A 23,915-nucleotide genomic window follows, 5' to 3' on the forward strand; every position below is an offset into this window, starting at 1 on the left:
CCGAGGGTGTAGCCGAAGCCCGGCTCCAGCGGCTCGATCACGAACCGGGAGCGGAACTCGTCGACGACCTCTTCGGTCAACGAGGGACGCTGAGCAATCAGCACGAGGTATTGCCTCCAGTGGTTTGGCGCGCGCCCGCCATGTGACGCCTTGCCACCACAAGGGTACGGGTGATACGGGCGAAACAGTCTCCGAAAGGACCGAACCGCCCTGCTCCGCCCATCTGCCGGCCCAGCTCTTGCAGGACTGGAGCCCGACAACCGGCTGGTCCTACTCCTGGACGTCAGTCATAGGGAGGGGGCCGGGACTGGTACAGCCGGGTGTGATAGCGGCCTTCCGTCTCCACGGCCGCGAACGGGCGGGAGTTCCTGCTCGTACTCGACGGCGACCGGCAGCCCGTGGGCTGGCTGCCCACCGACCGGGCCGCGGACGGCGAGCGGGCGATGCCGGTGCTCTCCCCGGTCGGCCCTCGCGACACCCTCTACGACGCGTTGGACCAGATGCTCACCCTGAACGCCGCGGCCGCTGTGGTCACCCACGACGACGGCCGCTACCGCGGCGTCCTCGAACTCGGCTCGCTGCGTGCCCTCATCCACGCGGAGCGCGCCGGGGCCGTGGCAGCGCCCACCCGCCGGGAGGTGCGGTAGATGACGGCCATCGCCCAGCCCCACACCCCGGTGACCGAGACCGCGGCCGCCCGCGGGAGGCTGCTCGCATACGGGCGGTACGCGGCTCTGCCGGTGGTCGTCGGCCTCGCGCTGCTCGCGCTCTACCTCTACGTCTCCGGTCATCAGCTGGACTCCATCGAGCAGCGCAGCCTGAACGCCGGCTACCTCACGAACCGGATCCTGAAGCATTTCGGCCTCACGCTCGTCGTGTCCGCCCTCATCCTGGTCATCGCCGTGCCCTGCGGCGTCCTGCTGACCCGCCCCTGGGCGCGCCGCCGGGCCTCGCCGATCCTGGTCGTCGCCAACATCGGGCAGGCGCTGCCCTCCCTCGGGCTGATCGTGCTGCTGGCCGTGGGCTTCGCAACGCTGGGCGTCAACCAGATCGCGGTCATCGCCTTCCTTGTGTACGGAATCCTGCCCGTGCTTCGCAACACGATCGCCGGGCTGCAGCAGGTCGACCTCTCGGTGATCGAGTCGGCGTGGGGCATGGGAATGACCCGCTGGTCGGTGCTGCTCCAGATTGAGCTGCCGCTGGCCGTTCCAGTGATCCTCGCCGGTGTACGTACCGCCCTCGTGATCACCGTCGGCACCGTGGCGCTCGCCCCTTTCGTCGGCGCGGGCGGCCTCGGTGACGTCATCTCCAACGGCATCAGCTCAAGCCGCGACATGGTCCTGCTCACCGGCAGCGTGCTGGTCGCCGCGCTGGCGCTGCTCGTCGACTGGGCGGCGTCGATCGCCGAAGACCTTCTCAAGCCACGGGGGCTGCAATGAACCGTCCTCAAAGGCGTCTGGGCGCGCTGCTGGCCGCGCTGTCCTTCACCGCGGTCTGCGCCGGCTGCTCGTCCACCTCCGGCGATCTGGCGTCGAGCGTCTCCGCGGGGCAGCTCAAGGGCGGCAGCATCGCGAAGACTGTCGATCTGTCCGGCAAGAGCTTCACGGTCGGCTCGAAGGAGTTCAAGGAGAACCCGGAGTTGAAGAGGCTGGTGCAGCTGCTCGGGGACAAGCTCACCCAGCAGGCGATCATCGAGCTCAACGGGATGGTGGACATCGACGGCGCGAGTCCGCAACAGGCGGCGGTGAAGTTCCTCAAGGACGAGGGGTTCATCGCGTAACGAGAAGGGTGTGGCGGGGACCGCCGCACCCCGGCGGCGCTTCCCCGCGCACGTGCCTGTGCCGAGCGCGCGGTGCACAGCCTGGAGGGCACCTCCGCCGTCGCCGGAGTGGCCGCCCTCGGCCACCGCCACGATCCCGAACTTGCCGCGGCCCTGGACGATGTGGCCCGTTCCCTGCAGCCGGGCGCGCGGCGACAACATCGAAGCCGGACTTCTGCTCGCCGCGCTCACGACAGACGCGGCACAACTGCGTGCGACGAAGGCGACCACCTCGTCCGCGAACTCCTCCAGCCCGGGGAACCCGCCGTGGACGGGTGTAGTGCTTGGCAGCAGCGCGCATCCCAACCGCGTCGGGCCATGCTTCCCCGCATGACCCGCCGCCCGACCGCGGCCGAATGCGGTCCGCCCGCCGTCTCGCTGGGACGGCGGGCGGATCACCCCTTTCCCATGGGCCGGGGCAGGCCCTCGGCGTGGCGCGGGGAGGCGTTCGCCGAGTCCGGGCAAGGTGTCAGGCGCACCCTGCCGGGGTCGCCCGCGAGGCGTCGGAGATCAGCGCCCGCTGGGCCGTCCCGAGCCGCTTGACATCGGGCTTGACCACCTTCCGGTCGTACGTCAGCAGGCCGTTGAGCTCACCCTCGACGTCCGAGATCTGGGTGTAGACCGCGCCGTTGCCGCCCTTGCAGGCGAGCGCGTGGACCTCGGTGAGCTTCTCCAGGTAGTCGTCCGTGTACGTCGAGGGGTCGACGTCGACGTAGGACTGCTGGACCGACCAGGCGTGACCGGGCACGGCGAGGCCGAGACCGCCGTACTCCCCGCTGACCAGGGCGCGTTCGCCGTCGGGGTGAGGTGGCAGGGCCGGGCTCGGGTAACCGTGCTCGTCCATGATGTCCCCGGTGCCGCCGTCGGCCCCGAGGTTGAGCCCGGACATGGAGTTCACGAGCCGGGTCGGATCCCAGGCCTTGGCCTGGTCGGCGATGCGGGCCATGTCGTACTGGCCCCAGCCCTCGTTGAACGTGACCCACATGACGACCGACGGGCTGCTGATGTGCTCGTCGATCATCTGCTTCATCTCACGCTCGTACTCGGCGCGGGCCGTGGTGCCCGGGTTCACTCCGGCCGTCATCGCGGGCATGTCCTGCCAGACCATGAGGCCCAGCCGGTCGGCCCAGTAGAACCAGCGGTCGGGTTCCACCTTGATGTGCTTGCGCACCGAGTTGAAGCCCATGCTCTTGTGCATCTTCAGGTCGTAGGCGAGGGCCTCGTCCGTCGGCGCCGTGTACAGGCCGTCGGGCCAGAAGCCCTGGTCGAGCGTGGCCATCATGAAGACCGGCTTGCCGTTGAGCACGGTGCGCGGCACGCCGTTGATCTTCTCGACCTTGATGGACCGCATGCCGAAGTAGCTCGCGACACGGTCGGATCCGACGTTCACCTTGAGGTCGTACAGGAAGGGGTCGTCGGGCGACCACAGGTGCGCCTCGCGGATGTGCAGGGTCAGCGGCTGACCCGTGCGGCCGGTGACGGTGGCCACCTTGTGCTTGCCGGCGTACGCGGTCGCCGTGACCGGCAGGCCGTCGCGCACGCCCTGCGGTTCGACGGTCAGGGTGCCCGCCTCCACGTCCGGCGTGAGCTTGAGCTGATCGACGTGGTCCGCCGCGACCGGCTCCATCCACACCGTCTGCCAGATGCCGGACGTCGGCGTGTACCAGATGCCGCTGGGGTCGAGGCGCTGCTTGCCCAGGGGCGGGTTCTCGCCGGAGGCCGCGTCGGTGGGGTCGTACACCCCGACGATCAGTTCCTGGGTCCGGCCGGGCTTGAGAGCGTCGGTGATGTCGGCACTGAACTTGTCGTAGCCGCCCTTGTGTTCGGCGACCTTGGAGCCGTTGACGTACACCTCGGACTGCCAGTCGACCGCGCCGAAGTTCAGCTGCAGGCGCTTGCCGGAGCCGGCCTTCCAGCCGGCGGGCACGGTGAAGGTACGCCGGTACCACATGCGGTCCTCGTGCCGCTGGATGCCGGACAGCTGGGACTCGACGGGGTACGGGACGAGGATCTTCTCGCCCAGCGTCCTGCCCACCGGCGGCGCTTCTCCCGCCTTGGCGGCGGCGAACTGCCAGGGTCCGTTGAGGTTCTGCCAGGCGTCGCGTTCGAGCTGGGGCCGTGGGTACTCGGGGTGGGCGTTGCGCGGCCCGACCTCGTCGGCCCACTTGGTGCTCAGCTCGTAGGTGGACTTGTTCGCGCCGCTGCTCCAGAAGGAGTTGACAACGTTGCCGTCCGTGCCGGACAGGCCGCCCTGGCCGTCGTAGCGGACGTCGGCGAGGCCTGGCGCGGTGCCGGTCTTGTTGCCGACCACGGGCTCTTTGAGCGTGACCAGCAGCTTCCGCCCGTCGCCGGGGTCCAGCCGGGCGTTGCCCAGTGGCCAGGTCGCGCCACCGATCACCGCGTCGAAGTGCCCGGTGAGACCGGCCGGAGGCGTGCTGAGCGGCTGCGCGAACTCGAGGGCGAGTGTGCGGCCGGAGGCGAGGACGTCAGTGGACACGGCTCCGTCGTAGTCGAAGCCGTCGGGCAGCCGGAACGCCGACTGCGGTACGGCGGTCTTGGTGCCGCCGGGCGGGGTCCAGCGCAGGTGGAGGTTGGATCCTCCGAAGTGCTCGAAGTACTCGACCTTGATGTCGTAGGCCTTGCCCGCCGTCAACTCGACCGGCGCGCCGGTCTGTTCGCGGTCCCAGTCGTCCACCCAGTGGTCGATGACGAGTCTGCCGTCGACCCACAGCCGGAAGCCGTTGTCGCCGATGATCGAGAAGGTGGTGGCGCCGGTCTTCTCGGGCACGACCTTGCCGGTCCAGCGGACGCTGACGTCGTCCGAGCGGCCGGTCGCGAAGTTCAGTCGCGGCTCCAGGGTGTCGAAGTCGAGCTTGGGGTCGAATCCGGTGGCCTTGAGCTGGTCGAAGTCGAAGGCGCCGGGTGCGGACTGGGTGTAGTACTCACCCTTGAGGCCATGGACCTCGACGGGATCGTCGGCGGCCACGGCGGCCGGGCTCGCTGCGAGGCCGGCTGTGCCGAGCGCCGCGGCGAGGAGCAGGGCAAGGCGTTGTCTGAGAGGTCTGATGCGCACGAATCCTCCTTGGCTGAGGAAGGGTGGCGGCTCGCTGCTTCAGTCTGTACAACGTTGGAAGGAACGGCAGTTGGCATAAGAGCACGGCTCTGGATCCTCTGTCCAGGCTCATGACAAAGCCTCGCGGCCGGGGCACCGCATCGACGCTGAGGAGATCCCTTGCGGGTCAGCCTGAAGGACGTGGCGGAACGCGCGGGCGTTTCGATCAAGACCGTGTCCAACGTAGTGAACAACTATCCGCACGTCACACCGGCGATGCGAACCCGGGTGCAGGAGGCCATCGACGAGCTCGGCTACCGGCCGAACCTCACCGCGCGGCACCTGCGCAAGGGGCGCACCGGGATCATCGCCCTGGCCGTTCCCGAGCTCGGCAACCCGTACTTCGCCGAGCTGGCCGGCGCCGTGATCGACGCCGCCGCCGAGCACGAGTTCACCGTGCTGCTCGACCACACCCGCGGCGAGCGTGAGCAGGAGATCCTGGTCAGCCAGGGCTTCCGGGCCCGGGTGATCGACGGGCTGATCCTCAGCCCGCTGGCCCTGGAGGCGGAGGACCTCCAGGGGCGCTCCGACGACGTGCCGTTGGTGCTGCTCGGCGAGCGCGAGTACGGCCTGCCCTTCGATCACATCGCGATCGACAACGTGGCGGCGGCCCGGTGCGCGGTGCGTCACCTTCTCGGCCGCGGCCGGACCCGGATCGCCTACCTCGGCGCGCGCACCGACTCCGCCAACCGGCCCGCCCACCTGCGACTGGCGGGCTGGCGCGAGGAGTTGGCGGCGGCCGGGGTGCCCGCGCCGGACAGCCTGGTGGTGCCGGTGGGCGGCTGGGACCGGGACGACGGAGCGCGCGCGATGGCCCAGCTGCTGGACTCCGGTGTGCGCCCGGACGCCGTGTTCGCCTTCAACGACCTGATCGCGACAGGGGCGTTGCGGGTGCTGCACGAGCGGGGACTCAGGGTTCCGTGGGACGTGGCGGTGGTGGGGTTCGACGACCTCGCGGAGGGCCGGTTCGGCGCTGTGACCCTGACCACCGTCTCGCCGGACAAGCAGGCCATCGCGAGGATGGCCGTGGGCTCGCTGCTGCGCAGCCTGTCGGGCCGCGGGGAGCCCGGCGGACGTGAACTGATCGCGGATTTCCGGCTCGTGGAGCGGGAGAGCACCTTGGGGCGGCGATGACGAGATTTCGGACGGGAGGGTTTACAGAGCCCTTTCAACGATGTAAAACCCTCATCTGAACGCTGTGCAAGCCGAGTTGACCGCAAGAGCCAGCCTCCCCGAGAGCGCTCTCAGCTCCGGGGCCGCGCCGTTTGGGGACGCCCATGATGCCCACAGCACCTGTCCGCCGTACCGCCGCACGACACCTCCTCGCCGCCAGCCTCGCGACGAGCCTGGCGCTCGCGACCGGATGCACCAAGACCGAGGACGACCCGGGCAGCAAGAACAGCTCCACCTCCAAGCAGGACGGCGCCGGCCAGGTCGTCGCCTCGCCCAGCACCGGGTCCGGACCGGGCTGCACCATCGACGCCTACGGCGGGCAGAAGGTCGACCTCAGGAGCGCCAGCGTCGGCTTCTCCCAGTCCGAGAAGGAGGCCAACCCCTTCCGGATCGCGGAGACCGCCTCCATCCGCGCGGAAGCGAAGAAGCACGGCGTCAAACTCCTCACCGCCAACGCCCAGTCACAGTTCTCCAAGCAGATCAGCGACGTCCAGGACCTCATCGCCAAGGGCGCGAACCTGCTGGTCATCGCCCCGCTGAACTCCGACGGCTGGGAACCGGTACTGCGCGCCGCAGCCGCCAAGCACATCCCCATCGTCACCATCGACCGCAAGATCAACGCCACCCCCTGCAAGGACTACGTCAGCTTCATCGGCTCCGACTTCGTGCAACAGGGCAAGCGGGCCGCCGACCAGATGATCGAGGCGACCGGCGGCAAGGGCGAAATCGCCATCCTGCTCGGCGCGGCCGGCAACAACGTGACCACCGAACGCACCAAGGGTTTCGAGGACCGGATCAAGGAGAAGGCACCCGGCCTGAAGGTCGTCTTCCGCCAGACCGGCGAATTCGCCCGCGAAAAAGGCCAGTCGGTCACCGAGAACCTCATCCAGTCCAAGCCCGGCATCACAGGCATCTACGCCGAGAACGACGAGATGGGCCTCGGCGCCGTCAACGCCCTCAAGGGCGCCGGCAAGAAGCCCGGCGACGTGAAGATCGTGACGATCGACGGCACCCGCAACGCCGTTCAGGGCATCGTCGACGGCTGGATCTACGGCGTGATCGAGTCCAATCCACGCTTCGGACCCCTTGCCTTTCAGACCCTCGACACCTTCACCAAGGGCCAGAAGGTCGGCCAGGACATCGTCATCCAGGACAGCTCCTACGCCAAGAGCAACGCCCAGTCGGACCTCGGCAAGGCCTACTGACGTGCTCTCGGTCGCCCACCTGTCCAAATCCTTCCCCGGCGTGCGCGCGCTGTCCGACGTGGACTTCACCGCGCGCGCCGGGGAGGTGCACGCACTCGTCGGCGAGAACGGCGCCGGCAAGTCGACACTCATCAAAGTCCTCACCGGCGTGTACCGCCCCGACGCCGGCGAGGTGACGTACGACGGCCTGCCGGTCCGCTTCACCACTCCCCTGCAGGCCCAGCAGGCAGGCATCTCCACCATCTACCAGGAGGTCAACCTCGTCCCGCTGATGAGCGTGGCCCGCAACCTCCTCCTCGGCCGCGAACCCCTCGGCCGACTGGGCCTGATCGACTTCCGCCGCATGCACCGCGAGGCCGACGAAGCACTGCGCGCACTCGGCATCCAGGTCGACGTCCGCAGGCCGCTGCGCGAACTCGGCGTCGGCTCCCAGCAGATGGTCGCCCTCGCCCGCGCCGTCGCCGTCGACGCCCGCGTCGTCATCATGGACGAACCCACCTCCTCACTCGAACCACGCGAAGTCCGCACCCTGTTCGGCGTGATCCGCATGCTGCGCGAGCGCGGCGTGGCGGTCATCTACGTCAGCCACCGCATGGACGAGCTCTACGAGATCTGCGACACCGTCACCGTCCTGCGGGACGGACGCGTCGTGCACAGCGGACCCCTCGCGGGCCTCGACCGGCTGCGGCTCGTGGCACTGATGCTCGGCCGGGAGATCGGCGAAGTACGCGAAGAGGGCCTGACCAAGTTCTCCGGCTCGCACGACACCGACGCCGAACCGGTGCTCCAGGCCGTGGGACTGACTGCCCGTCACCGACTGCGGGACGTCTCACTGACCATCCGGCCCGGAGAAGTCGTCGGCCTGGGCGGCTTGCTCGGCTCGGGCCGCAGTGAGACGGCCAGAGCCATCGCCGGGGCACTGCCCACCGACGCGGGCCGCGTGATCGTCGCCGGCGTCCCGGTGCGCGCGGGATCCACACCTGCCGCGATCCGGGCCGGCATCAGCCTGCTGCCCGAGGACCGCAAGGCAGAGGGCATCGTCCCGGGCCTGTCGGTACGCGAGAACATCGCACTGGCGGCACTGCCCGCACTCTCCCGCTTCGGACTCGTCGACGACGCCCGCATCGACCGCATCGTCGACACCTTCATGAAACGGCTGCGCATCAAGGCCGCAGGACCCCACCAGAAGGTCGGCGAACTCTCCGGCGGCAACCAGCAGAAGGTCCTGCTCGCCCGCTGGCTGGCCATGAACCCCAAGGTGCTGCTCCTGGACGAGCCCACGCGCGGCATCGACGTGGGCGCCAAAGCGGAAGTCCAGGCACTCATCGACGAACTCGCCGACGACGGACTCGCCGTACTGCTCATCTCCTCCGACCCCGAGGAACTGGTCGAGGGCAGCGACCGCGTGGTCGTCCTCAAGGACGGAGCCGTCGCGCGGGAGCTGACCGGCGACGCCGTCACCGAGGACGCCCTGATGCGCGCGATCGCCGCCGTACCCGCGGGAGGCCGCGATGACTGAACTCGCCGTCACACGAGGCTCGTTGGACCGCGACAGACTGGTGCGTCTGCTGCAGGACTACGGCGTCTACGCGGGCGTCGTGGTCCTGCTGCTGTTCAACTTCGCCTTCACCCCGCACTTCGTCTCCACCGAGAACTTCCGCACCCAGGCCGTCCAGGTCGCCCCCGTCCTGATCGTCGCCCTCGGCATGGCGCTCGCCATCGGCACCGAAGGCGTCGACCTGTCCGTGGGCTCGGTGATGGCGCTGTCCACCTCCCTGCTCTCGCTCTACCTCGGCTACGGCCCCTGGATCGCCGCACTGACCGCAGTGGTCGGAGGCATCGTGATCGGCGCCGCGAACGGCGCACTCATCGCCTTCGTCGGCGTCCAGCCCATTGTCGCCACACTGGCCCTGATGGTCGCCGGACGCGGCATGGCCCTCGTGCTGCTGCCCCAGCTCAAGGACGTCCGCGACCCCGGCATGGCGGCACTCGGCTCCGGCGACATGCTCGGCATCCCGTACCTGGTCCTCATCGCCGCGGCACTCGCCGCCCTCGTGGCGTTCGTGGTGCGCCGCACCACCTTCGGACGCCAGGTGCTCGCCATCGGCGACAGCCGCCCCGCAGCCCGCCTCGCCGGCCTCCCGGTCCGCGGGGTACTGATCCTCGTCTACGTCTGCTCCGGCGCCCTCGCGGCGATCGCCGGCGTCCTGGCCACCGCACGCCTCACCGCGAGCGACCCCACTTCCCTCGGCACCCTCATGGAACTCTCCGCAATCACCGCCGTGGTCGTCGGCGGCACCCCGCTCAGCGGCGGCCGGGTACGCATCGGCGGCACCGTCGCGGGAGCCGTACTCATCCAGCTCCTCACCACCACGCTCATCAAGCACGACCTGCCGCCGTCGTGGACCCAGATGGCCCAGGCCGTGGTGATCGTCCTCGCCGTCTACGCGGCCCGGGAACGAGGCAGGCGATGACCACGCACACCGAAGAGACCGGAATGCAGACCGAAACCCTGACCCACAAGGACGACCTCGCCGCGCGACCAGGCCCTTCCGAGCGGCTGAGTGCGCTCGCTCAGCAGCACGGTGCGCTGGTCACCCTCGTGATCGCCATGATCGCGGCGTCGCTGAGCTTCGACACGTTCCTGACCGCTGACAACCTCGGGAACATGGCGCTGTCCTCGGCGTTCCTGGCCGTGGTCGCCCTGGGCATGACGTTCGTGATCGTCACCGGCGGCATCGATCTGTCGGTCGGCTCGCTGTTCGCCCTCGGCGGGGTGCTCGCGGCCTGGGGCTCGCAGTACGGCACCGCGGTCGCGCTGCTGCTGCCACTGGCGGTGTGCGGACTGATCGGGCTGGTGAACGGGCTGCTGATCGCGCGCGTCCGGCTGGCGCCGTTCATCGTCACCCTGGCCTCGATGCTGGGTGCCCGGGGCATCCTGCTGGCGATCACCGACGAGGGCTCGACCACCTATCTCGTCGACAAGGACTCCTTCTTCGCGACCCTCGGGCAGGGCTCACTGCTCGGCATCGGGGTGCCCGTGTGGATCACCGTGGTGCTGTTCGTGCTGGGTGCCCTCGTCCTGCGCCGGACCAGGTTCGGGCAGTACGTGTACGCCGTCGGCGGCAACGAGGACGCCGGCGCCCTGATGGGCGCGCCCGTGGCCCGTACGAAGATCTCCGTCTACACGTTGTCCGGGCTGTGCGCGGGACTCGCTGGTGCGCTCAACGCGGCCTGGCTGGTGTCCGGCGTGACCATCCTCGGCTCCGGGATGGAGCTGGAGGCCATCTCGGCCGTGGTCATCGGCGGCACGCTGCTGACTGGTGGCTTCGGATTCATCAGCGGCTCCCTCGTCGGCGTGCTGCTGCTGAAGGTCATCCAGAACGTGATCAACCAGATCGGTTCTCTCGACTCCGCGTACCAACAGGTCGTCAGCGGCGCCTTCCTGGCCGTGGTGGTCGTCGCGCAGACGTGGCTGGGCCGCAGGCGGAGGGTCTTGTGACGGCCCGGAGGCTTCCGACATGGCAGGTGAGACGGAGCGTGTTGTGAAACAGAGATCGTCGAGACCCCGTAGGTCCAAGGGCAGGCTGCACACGCCTGCCGTTGTTCATGCACTGGCCGGGGCGGCGGTGGCCCTGAGCCTGGTCTCCCCGAGTGTCGCGGCGGCCACGGCGCAGCAGCCGGTCCGTGCCTCCACGGCGGTGACCGTGCAGGGCGCCCGGTTCGAGGTGCTGTCACCGACCCTGATCCGGACCGAGTACGCCGGTGACAATCGCTTCGAGGACCGGCCCACGTTCAATGCCGTCGGCCGGGACTCCTTCACGCCGCCCCACTACAACTCGTCCGTCAAGGACGGCGTGTTGACCATCACGACCAGTGCCATGACACTGCGCTACCGCGTGGGCTCGGGTCCCTTCACCGCGGACAACCTGACGACGTCGCTCACGGCGGGGCAGACGCCCGTACAGGCGGCGCCCTGGCACCACGACGTGTGCGCTGTCGGGGCTCTGTGCGAGGCGGAGGACCAGCTGTACGACGGCCCCGGCCTCGCCGTGGACCACGGCGGGTTCACGGGCAAGGGGTTCCTCGCCGGGTTCGAGGTCGACAACAACTCCCTTGCCGCGGACGTGCGGACGGCGACCACGGGCACGTACGACTTCGCGGTGCGGTACGCCAACGCGGTCGGCGGCGACGGCCGCCACGAGACCCGCAAGCTCAGCCTCAGCGTGGACGGCGGCGCCGACCGGACGTTCCAGCTCCCGGCGACGTCCGACTGGAACAGCTGGGGGGTGGCCCGGCTGCCGCTGACGCTCGGCGCCGGTCCTCACACCGTCAAGCTGCACCGCGCCGCCGGCGACTCGGGCAGCGTCAACATCGACAGCCTCGCTCTCGTCACCTCCGGTGCCGACTACCCGGGGCGAGCGGCGAGCACCGTTCCCGGTTGCCGGTTCGGTACCAGTTGTGAGGCCGAGGACGCTCTGCTGTCGGGTTCGGCGACGATCGCCACCGACCACAAGGGCCACGCCGGCTACGGCTTCACCGCCGAACTCAACCAGGGATCCGGGGTGGCGGACCGGATCGTCGGCGTGCCCGCGGACGGCACGTACCTGCTGCACCTGCGCTACGCCAACGGAACCGGCGGCGACGGTCTCCACCAGCCGCGGACGGTCGAGGTCGCCACGGGCAGCGGCACCTCCCGCACCCTGGCCCTGCCGGACACGGACAACTGGGACACCTGGGAATCGGCGTCCGTCCCCGTTGAGTTGAAGGCGGGCACCGACGAGGTCACCCTGTCCTGCCCGCAGGCCACCAGCTGCCACGTCAACGTGGACACCCTCGCCCTGGCCCGGCAGCAGGAGCCGGCCCCTGCGGCGCATCTCGCTCTCGGCGGCTACCGGCGCAGCCTGGACGGCGTCAACGGCGACAACGACCCCACCCCCTGGACCACGCCCGGACTGCTGCACCGCGACGGCTGGTACCTGCTCGACGACACGCCCTCCGCGGTCTACGACCCGGGCACCAAGAAGACCGCGCCGCGGCCCACGCACGGCGGGCAGTCCTACCAGGACGGCTACCTCTTCGGCTTCGGACACGACTACCAGCAGGGTCTGTCCGATCTGGCCACCCTGACCGGACCGTCGCAGCTGCTGCCGCGCTGGGCCTACGGGGTGTGGTACTCCGAGTACATCGACCGCACCGCGAGCGACTACGAGAAGACGATCCTGCCCGCGTTCCGCGCCGCTGGCGTACCACTGGACGTGCTGGTCACGGACACGGACTTCAAGTCGCCGAACGCCTGGAGCGGTTGGAACTTCGATCCGGCCAAGTTCCCCGATCCCAAGGGGTTCTTCGACTGGTCCACCAGCCAGGGGCTGCACAACACGTTGAACGTGCACCCGAGCATCCTGGGGACCGACCCGCAGTTCGCGGCGGCGCAGAGCACGGCCAGGGGCAAGCTGCGCCAGGGCGGTTGTGCCTCCATTGCGGGCTCGGACTGCTACACCTTCGACTTCGGCGATCCCGACCAGCTTGAGGCCTACCTCGACCTGCACCAGCCGATGGACCGGGCCGGCAACGACTTCTGGTGGCTCGACTGGTGCTGCGACGCTTCCCGTTCGTCTGAGGCAGGGGTCAGCCCGGACGCGTGGATCAACCAGAAGTACGCCGACCTCACCTCCGAGACCAGCGAGCGTGGCTTCGTCCTGTCCCGTGCCTACGGTTCCCTCCAGGCGGGCGGCTACAGCGGCGGGGTGGGCCTGCCCACCGGGCCCTGGGCCGACAAGCGCAGCACGCTCCACTTCTCCGGTGACACGACGTCGAACTGGGGCACCCTGCGCGCGGAGATCGGCTACACGCCCGGGGAGTCCGCCGCGACGGGTCTCGCCGCCGTCAGCCACGACATCGGCGGCCACAACGACGGGTACGGCATCCCGGGGGCGGAGACGTACACCTCGAACGGGCAGACCCACCGCACCACCAAGCTCCCCGACGACCTGTACGCGCGATGGGTGCAGTTCGGTGCCTTCCAGCCCATCGACCGGCTGCACAGCAACCACAGCGACCGGCTGCCGTGGCAGTACGGCACCGATGCGCAGAAGTCGGCGGAGAAGTTCCTGCGGCTGCGTGAGGCGCTCGTGCCCTACACGTACACCCTGGCGCAGGAGGCCAACACCACCGGCACCCCGATCGTCCGCCCGCTGTACCTGCAGTATCCGGAGGAGGAGGGCGCCTACACCGAAGCGGACAGCGAGTACCTCTACGGGCCGGACATGCTGGTCGCACCCGTCACGGCACCGGGTACGAAGACGACGACGTCGGTGTGGTTCCCCCCGGGGCAGTGGACGGACTACTTCACCGGGCAGACCTACACGGCACCGGCCGGCGGCGCCACGCACGACGTCTCGACCACGCTGGACACCATGCCGGTCTTCGTGCGCGCGGGTGGCATCGTCACCACACGGTCCGACAACGTGGCCAACGACGCGCAGAATCCGCTGGACAAGGTCACCGTCACGGTCGCTGCCGGGGCGTCCGGTGCCTTCTCGCTCTACGAGGACGACGGCACCAGCACCACCCGCGGGCGCGAGGCGACGACCCGGATCAGCTACACCGACCACCAGCACGCGCACCTGTTGCGGATCGCGCCCACCAAGGGGTCCTTCCGAGGCCAGGTGAGCCGGCGGACCTGGACCGTGTCCTTCCTCGGCGTGGACCACGCGCCGAAGGAGGTGGCCGCGAGCGGCAAGCGGCTGACCGGCAGCGCCTGGCACTGGGACGCCGACAGTCACGTGCTGCGGATCACCCTCCCCGCACACAGCATTCGCAGCGCGACGACAGTGGGTTACCAGTAGCAGCCGGCGACCGACGGGCCCGCACAGGTGTGCCTGTGCCTGCGCGGGCCCCGTCGTGGTTCCCGCACCTCGACGGACTCCTGACATCGTCGCCCGTACGGGGAGACCCGGGCTCTTCCGGCAGTCAGCCGATCTTGCCGGGGGCCTGGCCGCCCGCACCCCGACCGCCCTGGGCGACGCCCCACCCGGCGACACTGTCGGCCCGGGATGAATCCGGTGCATGACCTCGTGCAGACCCTCTAGGCGTACCGACCAGTCGGTACTACCCTCTGGCCACGCTCTCGGAGCCGGGGCGCCGCAAGGCCTCGGCGCGCCGACGCGAAACACCCGGTTTCCGGGTATCCCTGGGAGGAGCCGCATGTCCGCTGCTACGACACCGTCCGACGCCGACAGACCCGCGCCCGATGTGCCCTCCGCGGACGCCCCCGGCCCGCTGGCCTGGCTGTACCGCCGCGAACTGGCGGACTACCCGCCCACCGGTCGCCGTATGGTGTATCTCGCGATCGTGGTCGTCACCACTGTCGTCCTGTACTACATGCTGTACATCCAGTACGCGGTGGCGACGTCGATCATCACGCACTTCGGTATGACATACCGCTACTTCATCTGGGTCTCGGTAATCGGCAACGCGGTCGGGGCCTTCGCCTCGCTCGTGGCGGGTCTGGCGGACCGCTGGGGCCGGGCGAATCTCGTGGTCTACGGGCTGCTGATCGCCGCGCTGCTGGTCTTCTTCGGGTTGCCGAACGCGGCGAACAAGACCACCTACCTGGTGCTCTTCACGCTCGTCAGCTTCATCGAGGGCATCGTGCTGGTCGCCACCCCCGCGCTCATCAGGGACTTCTCCCCGCAGCTCGGCCGGGCCACCGCGATGGGGTACTGGACGATGGGCCCGGTCATCGGCTCCCTGGTGGTCACCACCGTCACCAGCAACACCCTCGACAGCGCCACCTGGCAGGACGAACTTCGCTATTCGGCGATCGCCGGGTTCGTCGTCTTCATCGTCGCGGTCTTCGCACTGCGTGAGCTGTCCCCGGCGCTGCGCGACCAGATCATGGTGACGCTGCGGGACCGGACGCTGGTCGAGGCGCGCGCCAAGGGGCTGGACACCGAGGCGCTACGCCGCGGCGAGTGGCGGCAGATGATGCGCCTGGACGTGCTGGGCTCGGCCTTCGCCGTCGCCGTGTTCCTGCTGCTGTACTACGCGGCGGTCGGCAACTTCGTCGTCTACTTCTCGACCGTCTTCGGCTACAGCGAGCAGCGCACCAACGCGCTGGCCAACTGGTACTGGGGGGCGAACGCCATCGCCCTGGTCCTGGTCGGCCTGCTCTCGGACCGGCTGAAGGTGCGCAAGCCCTTCATGATCGTCGGCGCGGTCGGCTCGATCGTGGTGACCGCGATCTTCGCTACCCGCGCCACCCACCTGACGACCGACTACTACACCTTCGCCTGGCTGTTCATCGGCATCGGCGTCTTCAGCGGCATCGCCTACGCGCCCTGGATGGCGAGCTTCACCGAAACGGTGGAAAAGCACAACCCGGCCGCGACCGCGGCAGGTCTGGCGGTGTGGGGCTGGACGGTGCGCATCGCGGTCGCCGTCTCCGCGGCCTTCATCCCGGTACTGGTCACCTCCGTGACCCCGCTCGTGGAGCACGGCGCCGAGGTCAAGGTCGCCTCGGTGCAGGCGGCGCCCGCGCTGGCCATCGTCAATGCGCACCCGGAGCTCTTCGCCGAGCTGAACAGGTACACGCCGGCCACCGTGCCGTCCGCGCTGGGCGCCCGCGCCGTCAAGGAGGTCGGCGCGGAGAACCTCGCCGTCGTGCAGAAGGCGGGGCCGCAGCTGAAGCTGCTGCAGGAGTACGGCGCCGGGGTCCAGAAAGCGTCGAAGGACGGGCCCGGCGAATGGCGCGCCTGGTGGTGGATCTGCGTCGGCGGCCAAGTACTCTTCCTGCCCTTCGTCTTCGTGATGGCGGGTCGCTGGAGCCCGAGGAAGGCGCGTATGGACGCTGAGGCGCACCAAGTTGCCGTCAACCGCGAGTTGGCCGCCCTCGCCACCGCCAAGCAGTGATCGGACGCGGAGCCGGGCGGCGGCCAGGTTCGGCCCGCGAGCGGCGGTCACCGCTCTTCGACCGGCAGGAATCGGGCTCTGAGGGTTGCGGGGACCAGTCGGTCGACGAACTTGGGTGTCAGCGACGCGGCGTTCGGTGATTCGCTGGTGAAGCGGCGTGCGAGCCGCGAGGTAGTCAGCGTCAGCTGTCGCATGGTCAGCGCCGCGCCCGGGCACACACGTGGTCCGGCGTCGAAGGGGAGGCAGGCCGATCCGGCCGGCCGGTCGTCGGTCCAGCCACCGGGCGGGGTCGAACTCGTCCGGCCGGGACCTCCCCTTGGGGTCCCGGTGGACCGGACAGGGAGTTCGAGTGCCGGTGGAGGGCGTGCATCGCCGACGCTGTGACGACGTCGTGCCAGGGCCTGTCTGACAATTCCCGTCGTCGCCCGGAGGGCGGCCTCGCGGCGTCAGGTGCGTGCTCTGGGGGTCCCCCCGGCCGGAGGCTGAGGGAGTGCCGGGCGTAGGCCCTCGTACTGGACGTACTTGGGTCTGCGCCCGGTGCGGCGAGAGTGCGTGCATGGCGTCGCGAGGCAGACGGGAATTGTCAGACAGGCCCTGGCAGTGTGTGCGGACAGATTCCCGGCGCGGCTTCCCTCTCCCGGCATCGAACGCCGCTGCGTCGGTGCGGTCTTCCGCTCGGATCTCCCTGCGCGGGACACGTGGCACCGCCGCAGTGGCGGGGCCGGGGGGTCACTTGATGCCCGTCGTGGCGATTCCCTGGACGATCTGCCGTTGAAAGACCAGGAAGACCGCGATGAGTGGGATGAAGCCGAGTACCGAGGAGGCCATGATCTCGGCGTACTGGGGGCTGGTGGGGTCCACCAGTGAGGCGAGGCCCACCGGGATGGTCTGGGACTTGGTCTGGCTGAGGACCAGCAGCGGCCACAGGAACGAGTTCCAGGAGCCGATGAAGGTGAGAATCGCGACCGTGGACACCGCCGGGCGGCAGATCGGCATGCAGACGGTGGCGTAGACCCGCCACCAACTCGCGCCGTCGATGCGGGCCGCCTCGATCAGCGCCGTGGGGATGCCTCGGAAGAAGGAGTGGAAGACGAACACCGAGATCGGTGCCGCGACTGACGGCAGGACCAGCGCCCAGAACGTGCCGAGCAGGTGGAACGACCGGTACTCGATGAACTGGGGCAGCACCAGCGCCTCGGTCGGCAGCATCAGTCCGGCCGTGACGACGGCCACGACCAGGGCCCGGCCGCGGAAGCGCAGAAAGGCCAGCGCGAATCCGGCCATCGAGCAGAAGGCCACCGTGAAGATCACGGCCAGTACTGAGATCACCAGGCTGTTGAGGTACCAAGTGCCGATCGGGTGGTTGTCCCAGGCGGTCGAGTACGCGTCCAGCGACCAGCCGCCGGCGAAGATCGACGTGGGGCTCTGGGTGATGGACGCGTCGTCGCGCAGCGAGGTGATCAGCGCCCAGACGAAGGGCACCAGCCAGATCAGGGCGAACAGGGTCAGGCACACGGCGCAGAGCCGGTTGAAGAGCTTGGCTCCGTTGACCGCGCCCTTCGGTTCGGCGGGCCGCGGCTGGGTGATGGTGGTCATGGGTCCTCCGCTCAGGCCGCGCTGCTGGTCGCGCGACGGCGCCGCAGCCCGTACCAGGCCGCCGAGATCGCGACGATGATGACGAAATACACCATGGTGGCGGCAGCGCCGTAGCCACCCCGGTAGGCGGTGAAGCCGGTGTCGTAGATGTACTCGATGACCGGTCGGGTGGATTGGTTGGGTCCGCCGCCGAGCAGCTGGTAGATCTGGTCGAACACCTTCAGCGAGGCGAGGATCTGCAGGATCAGCACCAGGCTGGTGGTCCGGCCGAGCAGCGGCACCGTGATGTGGCGGATCTGCTGCCAGGGGCTCGCGCCGTCGATCGCCGCCGCCTCGTAGACGTCCGCGGGGACGTCCTGGATTGCGGCGGTGTAGAGGACGAAGTTGAAGCCGAACGTCCACCAGACGGTCATCAGCACGACGGCGGTCCAGCCGCCCGAGGTGCTGCCGATGAAGTCCGGTACCGGGAGTCCGACGGCGTCGAAGACCTTCGGGATGAGGCCGATCTGCGGGGTGTACATCCACAGGAAGACCAGGGTGACCACGGAGGACGGCACGACGTACGGCACGAAGAAGGCGATGCGGTAGAAGAGCCGGCCGCGGCGTATGCGCGAGGCCAGGATGGCGACGCCCAGCGCGAGGATCACCAGCGGGGGCGTGGTCAGCAGCGTGAAGAGCACCGAGTGCCACAAGCTCTCCCAGAAGAGGGAGTCGGTGAGCACCTCGTGGTAGTTCGACAGGCCGACGAATTGCCCGAGGCCGGTCTTGACGGTGGTGGTGTTGAAGAAGCTCAGCACCACGCCGACGAGCAGCGGGCCGACCAGGAACAGCAGGTAGATCACGAGGAAGGGGGCGGTGAGCAGCCTGCCCGCCCTGCGTTCGGAACGGCCGGGCCGGTCGGCGGCGAGGTCTGTCGGGGATGCGGCGGGTGCCGGTCGCGTCGAGACGACGGTCGTCATGGTGACTGCCTCCTACTTCATCGTGACCGGCGGTCGGGACGTGGTGTACCGCTTCAGGGCGGAGCGCATCGCGGCCGCCATGCCCTTGGGCGTGATCCGCCCGGCGAGCGCCTCGATGACCGTTCCGCCGATCACGCTCTGGAAGTCCGAGCCGGCGCCGGTGTACCAGGCCACCGGGTCGTACTGGGCGTTGAACGCGGCCTCGACGTAGTTGCGTTGCGGCGACTGGTCGAGGAACGCCTCGCTGCGCTGCGTCGGCAGCCAGGCCGGGATGTGTCCGCCCTCGGCCCACACCGCGCTGCTGTCGAGGAGGCTCTTGACGAACTTCGCCGCGTTGCGGGTGCGGGTCTCGTCGCCGCGGTCGTTGCGCGGCAGAATCAGCGCGTGCGAGTCGGCGTACGCCACCGGCTTCGAGCCGAACAGCGCCGGGAACGGCACCACGTTGAACTTCAGTTTCTTGACCTGCCGGTACGTGGGAATCTGCCACTCGCCGTCGAAGAGGAAGCCGGCCTTGCCGGTGCTGAAAAGGGCATTGGCGCCGGCTCCGGTGAGGTTCTCCGGCATCAGGTTCGGACCGGTCAGCCTCTGCATGAAGGCGACCGTCTCCTGCATCGCCTCGTCGTCGATGGCGATCTTCGTGCCGGAGTCGGTGACGATCGGGCCGGCGAGGCCGGAGTAGACCATGCTGAAGAAACGCCAGGCCGTGGACGGGTCCCTGGTGATCGACATGACCGCGCCGTACTGGGCGCCGCCCGCGTCCTTCATCGCCTTCACCGCGTCGACGAAGTCCCCTTCGCCCTTGAGGAGCACGAGATCGTCGCCTGCGGAGTTCAGCAGGCCGGCCTTGCGGGCGATGTCCACGTTGTAATAGAGGACAAAGGGGTGCGTGTCCAGCGGGACCGCGTACACGGTGCCGTCCACGGTGGCCTTCTTCCAGGCCGCCGGGGTGAACTTGTCCTGGGTGACACCCGACTCGCCGAGGGGGGTCCGCTCGATCGGCTCCAGCAGGCCGGAGGCGGCCAGCAGTGGAAGCCGCGAAAGATGGATGATGCCGACGTCCGGCGGCGTGCCGCTCGCGGTGGCCAGTGCCAGCTTCGTGTAGTACGGATTGCCCCACCCCAGGACGGTCGCCTCGACCGTCGTTCCCGGGTTGGCCTTCTGGAACGCCTTCTCCATCAGCACCATGTTGGCGCCGTCACCGCCGGTGAAGAGGTTCCAGAAGATGACATCCGCCGTGTTCGGTTGCGAGCCCGTCAGGCCGGACGCGAGCGGGGAGGAGCACGCCGCGAGCCCTCCGGTCAGGGCAAGGCCACCGCTCAGGGCAAGAAACCTCCGGCGCGCCATCGCTCCGCTCATAGGGACATTCACCTCGTTAATTCGATGTGAACTCGATGGCGCAGACCCTCGCACACGTTTTGCAACGATGCAATAGATCGCCGGCAAGAAGTCCGCCGAACCACTGCCGCGATCCCGCCGGCACTTCTCCCGCCCCCTGCGCCCCGCACCACGCCCGACGCGCCGGACGCGCTCTGCGCCTGCCGGGCTGACGTCCACTGCGGCAGGCGTCACATCGCGCGAGCCTGCCCCGGCTCACTCCGGCGCAGGCTCGCGGCGCGAGGATTCCCGGACGACCAGCCGGTACGGCGTGGCCTCCTGGGGGGCCGCCAAAACCGCCCCCGCCTGCGCGTCCTCGCCCGACGCGGCGTCGGCGGACCCTCCAAGGGCCTCGATCTGCTCCTCCAGCAGGGCCAGCGAACGCTCGGCGATGGCGTCGAGGTCGGGAGCGATGGAGGTGAGCGGCGGGTGGGTGTAGGCGGACTCCTGGACGGCGTCGATGCCGACGACGGCGACGTCCTCGGGCACCCGCACCCCGGAGGCGTCCAGGGCCCGCAGCGCACCGACGGCGAGTGCGTCGTTGAAGGCGAAGATGGCGTCGGGCAGCGGGCCGTCGCCCTCCAGCAGTTCACGCACGGCCGCGTAACCCTGGTCCCTGGTCCAGTCCTCGACCGGCACGACCAGCCAGTTCACCCGCCGCACCCGGGCCGCCGACATCGCCTGCTCGTACCCCTCGGTCCGCTGGCGGCCGTTCTCGCTGCCGTTGCGGCCGAGCGCGACGATCCAGCGGCAGCCCTGCTCCAGCAGGTGCTCGACCGCGGTGCGCGCGGCCGCCACGTTGTCGATGCCGACCCGCGGGAACTGGTCCCCGACACTGTGCTCACCCAGCATGACCAGCGGAAAGTCCGGCTTCTTGGCGGCGATGTCGCTGGCCGGCAGGGTGAGGGCGCTCAGCAGCACACCGTCGGCGACATTGGTCAAACCACCCTCGATGATTCGCCGTTCCACCTCGCTGTCGCCCGCGGTCGACTCGACGAGCACCGTGATGCCGCGCCGGCCTGCGGCCCGGATCACGGCCTGGGCCAGCTCGGCGAAGTAGGGCTCGGCGAGGAACGGCACCGCGAGGGCGATGAAGCCGGTGCGGCCCGAGCGCAGGCCACGGGCCAGGTAGTCCATGCGGTAGCCCAGCTCGTCGAGCGAGCGCTGCACCTTGGCGCGGGTGTCGGGGCTGACATGCGAGTAGCCGTTGACCACGTTCGACACCGTTCGCACTGACACTCCGGCGTGCTCGGCCACGTCCCGCATCCGCACCTTGGCCACTGGGGCCTCCTTCCCGTCGTGTCGGCACTCGGAGCCGGCTGGATGGCCTCGACCGGGCGCCCGACACGCTCTCGGAGTCTGCCGCACCGGGGACCCTGACCCATCGTCGCACCTCACCAGGGTCTTGCATCGATGCAAACGATCACTCATGATGGCAGGACTTCGATCATAGAAACGCCTATGCCGGGAATTCCGGAAAAGGCGGGAGGAGGAGGGTCCGTGAAGGCGAGCGAGCGGGACGGGACGTATCCGAGGCCGATCCTGCAGCGGGAACGGTGGCACAGCCTCGACGGCGTCTGGGAGTTCGGGTACGACGACGCCCGCGAGGGCGAGCGCGACGCGTGGTTCTCCGATGCGGCGACGGATGCGTTCGACCGGGAGATCGCCGTCCCGTTCCCGCCCGAGGCCCCCGCCTCCGGCATCGGTGAGACCGCCAAGCACGCTGTGGTCTGGTACCGGCGCCGCATACCCGACGAGGTCCTCGCCGTCAGCGGCGGCGACCGGGCGCTGGTGCACTTCGGAGCCGTCGACCACCGCGCCAAGGTCTGGCTGGACGGCCGGCTGGTGGCCGAACACGTGGGCGGCCAGACGCCGTTCACCGCCGACGTCACCGACGCGCTGCGCCCCGGCACCGACGAGCACGTGCTCGTCGTCCGCGCCGAGGACGACCCGGCCGACCTGGCACAGCCGCGCGGCAAGCAGGACTGGCAGGACCGTCCGCACGCGGTCTGGTACGAGCGGACCACCGGCATCTGGCAGACCGTGTGGACCGAGACCGTCGCCGCTCTGCACGTCACCGACCTGGCCTGGATCCCCGACCCGACGCAGGGCGTCGCGGCCGAGGTCACCCTGGCCTCGGTGCCGGCCGACCCGGTGAGCGTGGAGATCGTGCTGAGCCACGACGGCGGGGTGCTCGCCGAGTCCACCTCCGCGGTACGCACCCCGCGCAGCCGCGTCGACCTCGTCGTCCCCGACCTGCGCAACGGCATCGACCGCGAAGACCTGCTGTGGAGCCCCGAGCGGCCCACGCTGATCGACGCGCGGGTGACCGTCCGCGACGTCGCCACCTCCGAGGTGCTCGACACCGTCGACAGCTACGTCGGCCTGCGCAGCGCCGGCGTCGGCCGGGGCGCCTTCCTGCTCAACGACCGTCCCTACTATGTGCGTTCGGTCCTCAACCAGGGCTACCGCCCCGACACCCTGATCGCGAACTCCGGAACGGCCGAACTGCGCCGCGAGGTCGAGCTGATCAAGGCGATGGGCTTCAACGCGGTCCGTATCCACCAGAAGGCCGAGGACCCGCGCTTCCTGTACTGGGCCGACCGGCTCGGCCTGCTGGTGTGGGGCGAGACCGGGGCGGCGTACGAGTACGGCACCGAGGCCGTGGAGCTGCTCACCCGTGAGTGGCTGGACATGGTGCGACGTGACCGCAGCCACCCCTCGATCGTCACCTGGGTGCCGGTCAACGAGAGCTGGGGCTGCTCCGACGTCGCGAACAACCCGGCGCAGCAGGCCTACACGGTCGCGCTCGCGAACCTCACCCGCGCTCTGGACCCGACCCGCCCGGTCATGTCCAACGAGGGCTGGGAGCACGCCGACAGCGACATCATGGGTGTGCACGACTACTCCTCCGACCCCGAGCTGCTCACCCGCCGCTACGGCGACGCCGCCGGGTTCGAGGCGCTGCTGGCCTCGCCGGGCCCGGCCGGTCGGGCCCTCTCCCTCGACGCGCGGCAGACGGAGCGCTACCGCGCCGGTGAAGTCCCCCTGATGGTCACCGAGTTCGGCGGTCTGTCCGTGGGCGCCGAGGAGGACGAGTTCTCCTACACGCGGACCAGCTCAGACACGCAGTACGCCGCCCTGCTCGGCGACATCTTCAAGGTGCTGCACAGGAGCCCGATCGTCGCGGGCTTCTGCTACACGCAGTTCATGGACACCGCCCAGGAGACCAACGGCCTCCTTCACACGGACGGTTCGCCGAAACTGCCGCTGGAAACGATCCGCCGTATCGTCACCGGCACCGAGGCCACCCCCGAGGAGAAGCCCGGGTCGCCGGCCCTGGCCGACGAGGTGCAGTGATCCGTGGCGTTGTCGACACGGCTGATCGGCGGGTGACCGCCGGTGGGGTGTGGCCGCGGCGGTGATTGTAGGTGTGAAGGAAGTCTGCCAGGGCGTCGACGCGTTCGGTGCTGCTGGTGCAGGTCCGCAACCAGCGCATTCGTCGGAGGCGGCTGAACGTTCGTCCTTGCCGTTGATCTGCGGTCGGTGGATGTGAGTGAGTTCGCCGACCGTGCCGAGGTCTGCCAGGCCTCCCGCCAAGCAGGACATGTGCGGCGCGGCAGGGCCCGGCGTTGTCGGTCAGGACTCGTCCGACGCGTAGATGCCGCAGCCGGCGAAGAAGCCGCGGTCCGGCGCAGGGAAGGATGCGCAAGTTGCGACCCTCTCCACCGGCAGCCCCGGGCTCACCGCAACCGCGGCGG

At 69.5% G+C, this 23,915-nt stretch carries 17 protein-coding genes and 1 pseudogene; 11 read left to right on the forward strand and 7 right to left on the reverse strand.

Translation table 11 applies throughout. The features are described 5' to 3' along the window. Window positions 1-104 (reverse strand): annotated as a pseudogene (locus ABZ396_RS39680) (DNA-directed RNA polymerase subunit alpha); the annotation flags it as partial. 294 nt (window positions 105-398) lie between these two features. Here ABZ396_RS39680 and ABZ396_RS39685 point away from each other — a divergent pair. The 3 genes from ABZ396_RS39685 to ABZ396_RS39695 are packed head-to-tail and all read left to right on the forward strand — an operon-like array spanning window position 399 to window position 1,780. Continuing rightward, complete coding sequence (locus tag ABZ396_RS39685) at window positions 399-647, forward strand: hypothetical protein (RefSeq protein WP_358926020.1); 249 nt, start codon at window positions 399-401, stop codon at window positions 645-647. After that, entirely contained in the window at window positions 648-1,439 is a 792-nt protein-coding gene (locus tag ABZ396_RS39690; protein WP_358926019.1) for an ABC transporter permease, read from the forward strand. Beyond that, window positions 1,436-1,780 carry a glycine betaine ABC transporter substrate-binding protein gene (locus tag ABZ396_RS39695; protein WP_358926018.1) on the forward strand — a complete coding sequence of 115 codons (345 nt, stop codon included), beginning with the start codon at window positions 1,436-1,438 and terminating at the stop codon, window positions 1,778-1,780. The genes ABZ396_RS39690 and ABZ396_RS39695 overlap by 4 nt, the downstream gene beginning before the upstream one ends. 508 nt (window positions 1,781-2,288) lie before the next feature. Here the strand turns inward: ABZ396_RS39695 and ABZ396_RS39700 are convergent. Further along, the gene (locus ABZ396_RS39700; RefSeq protein WP_358926016.1) at window positions 2,289-4,892 is read right to left on the reverse strand and encodes a PA14 domain-containing protein; all 2,604 of its coding nucleotides are present in this window, start codon (window positions 4,890-4,892) and stop codon (window positions 2,289-2,291) included. Between the two features lie 159 nt (window positions 4,893-5,051). Between ABZ396_RS39700 and ABZ396_RS39705 the strand changes: the two genes are divergently transcribed. The 7 genes from ABZ396_RS39705 (at window position 5,052) to ABZ396_RS39735 (ending at window position 16,225) form a co-directional block, all read left to right on the forward strand. Further along, a complete protein-coding gene (locus ABZ396_RS39705; protein ID WP_358926014.1) occupies window positions 5,052-6,065 on the forward strand; it encodes a LacI family DNA-binding transcriptional regulator in 1,014 nt (337 codons plus the stop codon). A 146-nt stretch (window positions 6,066-6,211) separates the two neighbouring features. Continuing rightward, window positions 6,212-7,309 (forward strand): ABC transporter substrate-binding protein, encoded by a 1,098-nt coding sequence (locus ABZ396_RS39710; protein ID WP_358926013.1) that lies wholly within the window; start codon window positions 6,212-6,214, stop codon window positions 7,307-7,309. A gap of 1 nt (window position 7,310) precedes the next feature. Then, the gene (locus ABZ396_RS39715) at window positions 7,311-8,828 is read left to right on the forward strand and encodes a sugar ABC transporter ATP-binding protein (protein ID WP_358926011.1); all 1,518 of its coding nucleotides are present in this window, start codon (window positions 7,311-7,313) and stop codon (window positions 8,826-8,828) included. Continuing rightward, entirely contained in the window at window positions 8,821-9,783 is a 963-nt protein-coding gene (locus ABZ396_RS39720) for an ABC transporter permease (protein WP_358926009.1), read from the forward strand. Before ABZ396_RS39715 ends, ABZ396_RS39720 begins: the two co-directional genes overlap by 8 nt. A 23-nt stretch (window positions 9,784-9,806) precedes the next feature. Further along, window positions 9,807-10,811, forward strand: coding sequence for an ABC transporter permease (locus tag ABZ396_RS39725; RefSeq protein ID WP_358926026.1), 1,005 nt, complete (start codon window positions 9,807-9,809; stop codon window positions 10,809-10,811). Window positions 10,812-10,830: 19 nt separating this feature from the next. After that, window positions 10,831-14,160: a TIM-barrel domain-containing protein gene (locus ABZ396_RS39730; RefSeq protein WP_358926007.1), complete on the forward strand. Its 3,330-nt coding sequence runs from the start codon at window positions 10,831-10,833 to the stop codon at window positions 14,158-14,160. Between the two features lie 358 nt (window positions 14,161-14,518). Continuing rightward, on the forward strand, window positions 14,519-16,225 hold the full coding sequence (locus tag ABZ396_RS39735; RefSeq protein WP_358926005.1) for an MFS transporter: 1,707 nt from the start codon (window positions 14,519-14,521) through the stop codon (window positions 16,223-16,225). Window positions 16,226-16,272: 47 nt separating this feature from the next. On the opposite strand, the gene ABZ396_RS39740 is transcribed toward ABZ396_RS39735, so the two are convergent. From ABZ396_RS39740 to ABZ396_RS39760, 5 genes are all read right to left on the reverse strand, one after another. Next, on the reverse strand, window positions 16,273-16,638 hold the full coding sequence (locus ABZ396_RS39740) for a cytochrome P450 (protein ID WP_359187068.1): 366 nt from the start codon (window positions 16,636-16,638) through the stop codon (window positions 16,273-16,275). A gap of 316 nt (window positions 16,639-16,954) precedes the next feature. After that, the gene (locus ABZ396_RS39745) at window positions 16,955-17,821 is read right to left on the reverse strand and encodes a carbohydrate ABC transporter permease (protein WP_358926003.1); all 867 of its coding nucleotides are present in this window, start codon (window positions 17,819-17,821) and stop codon (window positions 16,955-16,957) included. A gap of 11 nt (window positions 17,822-17,832) precedes the next feature. Beyond that, the gene (locus ABZ396_RS39750; protein WP_358926001.1) at window positions 17,833-18,780 is read right to left on the reverse strand and encodes a sugar ABC transporter permease; all 948 of its coding nucleotides are present in this window, start codon (window positions 18,778-18,780) and stop codon (window positions 17,833-17,835) included. 12 nt (window positions 18,781-18,792) lie between these two features. Next, complete coding sequence (locus ABZ396_RS39755) at window positions 18,793-20,136, reverse strand: extracellular solute-binding protein (RefSeq protein WP_358925999.1); 1,344 nt, start codon at window positions 20,134-20,136, stop codon at window positions 18,793-18,795. A 234-nt stretch (window positions 20,137-20,370) separates the two neighbouring features. Next, window positions 20,371-21,435 carry a LacI family DNA-binding transcriptional regulator gene (locus ABZ396_RS39760; RefSeq protein WP_358925997.1) on the reverse strand — a complete coding sequence of 355 codons (1,065 nt, stop codon included), beginning with the start codon at window positions 21,433-21,435 and terminating at the stop codon, window positions 20,371-20,373. A 219-nt stretch (window positions 21,436-21,654) separates the two neighbouring features. On the opposite strand from ABZ396_RS39760, the gene ABZ396_RS39765 reads away from it, so the two are divergent. Further along, window positions 21,655-23,514 (forward strand): glycoside hydrolase family 2 TIM barrel-domain containing protein, encoded by a 1,860-nt coding sequence (locus tag ABZ396_RS39765; protein ID WP_358925995.1) that lies wholly within the window; start codon window positions 21,655-21,657, stop codon window positions 23,512-23,514. The last annotated feature ends 401 nt before the right edge of the window (window positions 23,515-23,915 follow it).

The organism is Streptomyces sp. NPDC005866, assembly GCF_040629895.1.
GTDB lineage: Bacteria > Actinomycetota > Actinomycetes > Streptomycetales > Streptomycetaceae > Streptomyces.

Bases quoted from the DNA above. Each gene is read 5' to 3' on its own strand.
- ABZ396_RS39750 (WP_358926001.1), bottom strand. From the start codon at position 18,780: ATGACGACCGTCGTCTCGACGCGACCGGCACCCGCCGCATCCCCGACA.
- ABZ396_RS39725 (WP_358926026.1), top strand. From the start codon at position 9,807: ATGCAGACCGAAACCCTGACCCACAAGGACGACCTCGCCGCGCGACCA.
- ABZ396_RS39735 (WP_358926005.1), top strand. From the start codon at position 14,519: ATGTCCGCTGCTACGACACCGTCCGACGCCGACAGACCCGCGCCCGAT.
- ABZ396_RS39695 (WP_358926018.1), top strand. From the start codon at position 1,436: ATGAACCGTCCTCAAAGGCGTCTGGGCGCGCTGCTGGCCGCGCTGTCC.
- ABZ396_RS39720 (WP_358926009.1), top strand. From the start codon at position 8,821: ATGACTGAACTCGCCGTCACACGAGGCTCGTTGGACCGCGACAGACTG.
- ABZ396_RS39755 (WP_358925999.1), bottom strand. From the start codon at position 20,136: ATGAGCGGAGCGATGGCGCGCCGGAGGTTTCTTGCCCTGAGCGGTGGC.
- ABZ396_RS39745 (WP_358926003.1), bottom strand. From the start codon at position 17,821: ATGACCACCATCACCCAGCCGCGGCCCGCCGAACCGAAGGGCGCGGTC.
- ABZ396_RS39690 (WP_358926019.1), top strand. From the start codon at position 648: ATGACGGCCATCGCCCAGCCCCACACCCCGGTGACCGAGACCGCGGCC.
- ABZ396_RS39730 (WP_358926007.1), top strand. From the start codon at position 10,831: ATGGCAGGTGAGACGGAGCGTGTTGTGAAACAGAGATCGTCGAGACCC.
- ABZ396_RS39710 (WP_358926013.1), top strand. From the start codon at position 6,212: ATGCCCACAGCACCTGTCCGCCGTACCGCCGCACGACACCTCCTCGCC.